A 4,302-nucleotide genomic window follows, 5' to 3' on the forward strand; every position below is an offset into this window, starting at 1 on the left:
GGTTTTTACCAAGATGAGTCATGCCTTTCAAGAAGAACAAATGCGCGTAACCAGTGTTCGATATAGCTCATCTCGTATAGTTGTTTTTAGTGGTATCCCATCTAAAAAAAACTCTTACAGAACCAATAGCGGTAAGTACTATGTCACTGTAAAGATAGATCCTGAGGCACTGCCATTAGAGCCTGCTATTGGCCAGTATTGGTCTATAAAAGGAATTCGACAAATTGAAAATATGGAGATTGGTGACTATGTAATGCAACAGCATACATATCAGTCACCTGAGTATGTAGAATGTATTTTACCCGAAACAGGTGAACAGCTAATTCAGTTCATTGCCAAGGAAAAAGCCTTTAAAGGAATTGGGGAAAGTAAAGCTAGAGCTCTCTGGGAGCTTTTAGGAATTAATTTTCATGCAACACTTAAAAATGATACTCCAGATTCAAGAGCGTCCCTCAAAAGCGTTTTGAACGACGATGCTATCAATGCATTGATAGATGGGTATTCGAAATACAAGAACCTTGCCTATTGCAATTGGATGTCAGGCCTCAAGATTCCAGCCAGTGTCCAGCAACGTCTACTAAAATACCATACTGAGCACTCTATTGATGCTTTAAAAAAAAATCCCTATTTGCTTATTGGTTTTGGGATGAACTTTACAGATGTAGATGCTATCTCTAGAGAACTGCACGGTTCAATACTTAGTGATGACAGGCGATTAAGTGCAGCCCTAGAATTATCAATCCGTAAAGAGATTGAAAAAGGTCACACATACACATTACAAGCTGATTTACGTCCGTATTTAATCAAATTACTAAAAGACAATGAGCTTGTCACAAAAGCGTTTCAGGTTGGATATAGCCATGCTCAGTATCTGTTAAATCACGAAACTGGCACTTACCATCCTACAGCTCAGCTATTAATGGAGAGTGTCATTGCAAAACGACTTAAGGGATTAGCTAGTCAAAAAACATTGGATTATCAATGTTCAAGTTCAGCATATCTCTGTGCTGCACGCGAACTGCCTTATGAACTAACAAAAAAACAGATCGAAGCAGTCACTGCATCTCTTGATAACGCTGTAAGTTGTATCACAGGTGGTGCTGGAACTGGCAAAACCACTGTATTAAGAACAGCTTTGCGTGCTTACCACACTATGGGATATGAGATACACGCAGTTGCACTAAGTGGTCGTGCTGCCATGCGTTTACATGAATCAATTGGTTTTAGAACTTCAACAATTGCGAAATTTTTAAGAGATCAGCCTATTGATTCAGATGAAGGTAAACATCTACTTGTCATTGATGAGGCTAGTATGATTGATTTACCTACAATGTACCGCATTGTTACTCACATTCATCCCGGTGTGAAAATTATTTTTTCAGGTGATCCTGACCAACTACCGCCAATAGGTTGTGGCAAAGTGTTAGCTGATATTGTTGAATCTAAATCCATTACAAACACTTTGCTTGATATTGTAAAGCGGCAGGAAGGTGCAACGGGTATACCTGAATATTCGAAGTTGGTTAACCAGGGAAAAGTTCCTAGGCAACTTACAACTGGCTCAATTTTCTTTCACGAGACAAGTAAGCAGAACATTGCCCGAGTCTGCTGTGAGCTTTATCAATATTGTCCGGAAAATAGCCGTGTGGTAGCCCCAACCAAAGTTTTGGTAGCTGAAATAAATAAGCTCACTCAAGAGGTTTTGAATTCCGGTGGCAGCAGACTTGAATTTGAAATAAATGGTGAGAAATTTTATCAGAATCTTCGACTCAATGACTCCATTTTATTTACGAAGAATCACTATGACAAGGGCATTCAGAATGGTTCTCTGGGTGTTCTAACAAGTGTTGAATCATCTGGTGAAGTTTATGGTGAAGTGACGCTAGATACAGGAGATAAGATTGAAGTTACTCAACCAGTGCTTGATTGCATGGAACTGGGTTATGCAATAACACTTCATAAAGCTCAGGGATCACAATTCCCTCGCATTATCGTTGCACTACAGAAAAGCACAATTGTAGACAGAGCTTGGCTGTATACTGCTCTTACAAGAGCTGAAAGTGAAATCCATATTGTTGGAACAGAAATTGATTTTAGGGCAATAACGCAGGCACCTAGCCATTCTAATCGTCGTAATAGTTATCTCGTTGAGCTTTTGAAAGAAAAAATCGGGTAGGTTTGGATTAGCGAAATTGGTTTCACTATATCAATTAATTTACATAAAATCAAAGTGATATCTTAGGAGGTTTTTGTTAGGTTTTTTTAATGCTTCCTTTTTATATCAGAAGGTTAGAGATTTTTAGTTTCGCATGGATGCAATAGTTTTACATAAACGAAACTATTTTCATTTTAACATATTTCTAATGAAAAACTGGTCTTACTCCTCTCTCTTCATAGTAATAATCATAACTTACACAAAATGGGAAAGCGGGTTTCAGAATGTATGCATCTTTGAAAAAGCATTCGTCCCAAACAGCAAAAATGAGATACCAGCTTTTCTAGGAGGGTAACGACAGATCTTCGCTCATAGTATAGTGGTCAACTGAATTTGGCCACTTGGTTAGAGTTGCTATCGCATGCTGTGGCAAAAAATAAGGGAACCCAAATTTGTATTTTTGGGTTCCCTTATTAAGGACGACGGCTTTTCGATCATGCTAAAGATCGTCTCTGTGCCAAAAGCGGAAATTCACAGCAAGTCGATTATAACATTTGGATTTTGCCCCAAGGTTCTGCCACTTTCACTTACCTGCGCTCTTAAAAAACTGCCAATGCGCGCTGTTTCAGTTTAAATATACTGACATATAAGCTAATCTGGAAAATTGAGGTAACTAAGGATGGAAATATGGCTCGTATTATACTGATAGCTATGGTGCTATTGATGATTTCTTGTAGTAAACCAGATACCCCAGAGCAGATCGTCGAGAAACTCTACATGACGGCAGATTATAAACTTTTGAGTGCTGCTGATAAACAAGCCATGACCGCTGAAGAGTGGGATAAGCTAGGCTTTAGCCGCATGAAGCCACAGCTGGCACCGTCAAGTCGTTACTTTGAGCTTGAGCAATATCTCTATAAGTTTACTTCTGCAACAATTCATCCGCACACTGTCGATGGTGACAAAAAACTGGTTAAGGTAACTTTTAAGTACCCGAGTCTGCTGCTTGAGTTACACTTATTCAGTGATACCGCATTAAAGCTTTGGAAAGAGGAGATCGAGCAGGCTCAGGTTAATTTTGAAAAAGGACTCATTACTGAATCAACGCTAAATATTACCGAAACTGAGGAAACCTTCACGTTGCTAGCTGATGGAGTTTTTCTGGATCTGGCCGCTTTGCAAGAGCGTCGGAGAATACACAAGACAGTTCACGAATTAAGGGCATCTTTGGAGCCGTTGAGGGCGTTAACCTTCAAAAATATGCTTTCCTACCATTTTAATGGCTCGGATTACGCAAAAGCTATTGAGGAGACTCGGCAGCGTGGGCTTCAGCAAATTACATCTGACTTTGAGATGTTCCGTAGTGTGTTCACTAAGATGTTAGAGCTCGATCCTGATAGCAAACCATTTATTGATCTGCACCAGGCTTCGGAAGCTTATAGAAGGCTTGTACTTTTAAAGGCAGACAACTACTTTAAACAAGAACTTGCCATATCTAACACCAAGATCTCGGATACTTCGCGAGGTTATAAAGCGGTATTCTTTGACTGGGAGCTGAAATCACCAAGCCAGGAACCTCTTTATGGGGCAGCAGCCGCTTTTTCAGCCACCTTTTTTGACGATAGTGGCAAGCAAATTGGTTATCAAGAATTGATTTTTAAGGGGGCACCAGATGGAGAGCGTAATATGATTGGCTCAGGAGGTCTTAAAATCGATAACCAAACCATGGCGAATAAAGCTCGACGTGTCGACGTGAAATACCTATTCCCTTACAGCTTGCCTATGTTTAGTTGTTCGCTCGACCAACAGCTTAGTTGTGGAACGCGTTAACCCATTTGATAGCAACACTCCCCAATAAACGCACCTGAAAGCCAAAACAGCTTTCAGGTTTGTGGTGCCACCCCAAAACCAGCTTACCTTGTACACAGATATCAAAGTTATTTTGAGTGGGGTCTGTATGCTTCAGGTTCAGGTAGCTGAGTTATCGGCGCAGAGCTAAATTATGCGGTAGCCTTGTGTGTCCAAGCTTGATAACTGAACTTACCGTATATTCAATTCATAGGGTTTATTATAAATCCGTAATCCAGGCTTCCAATGACCGAATCAACAGGGTACGTTGTGGAGTAATTGTCGACGGTTTAATTTGT

General features: G+C 40.1%; 2 protein-coding genes. Both read left to right on the top strand.

Translation table 11 applies throughout. The annotated features are described in order from the left end of the window. Positions 1–2,176: AAA family ATPase (locus AEST_RS04965; RefSeq protein ID WP_238534558.1), on the top strand; the 2,176-nt coding region annotated here is incomplete at its 5' end. A 666-nt stretch (positions 2,177–2,842) separates the two neighbouring features. Next, positions 2,843–3,985, top strand: a complete 1,143-nt coding sequence (locus AEST_RS04970; RefSeq protein ID WP_008607491.1) for a hypothetical protein — start codon at positions 2,843–2,845, stop codon at positions 3,983–3,985. Positions 3,986–4,302: the final 317 nt, after the last annotated feature.

It is taken from the genome of Alishewanella aestuarii B11 (assembly GCF_000280055.1).
GTDB classification, from domain to species: domain Bacteria; phylum Pseudomonadota; class Gammaproteobacteria; order Enterobacterales; family Alteromonadaceae; genus Alishewanella; species Alishewanella aestuarii.

Bases quoted from the DNA above. Each gene is read 5' to 3' on its own strand.
- AEST_RS04970 (WP_008607491.1), top strand. From the start codon at position 2,843: ATGGCTCGTATTATACTGATAGCTATGGTGCTATTGATGATTTCTTGT.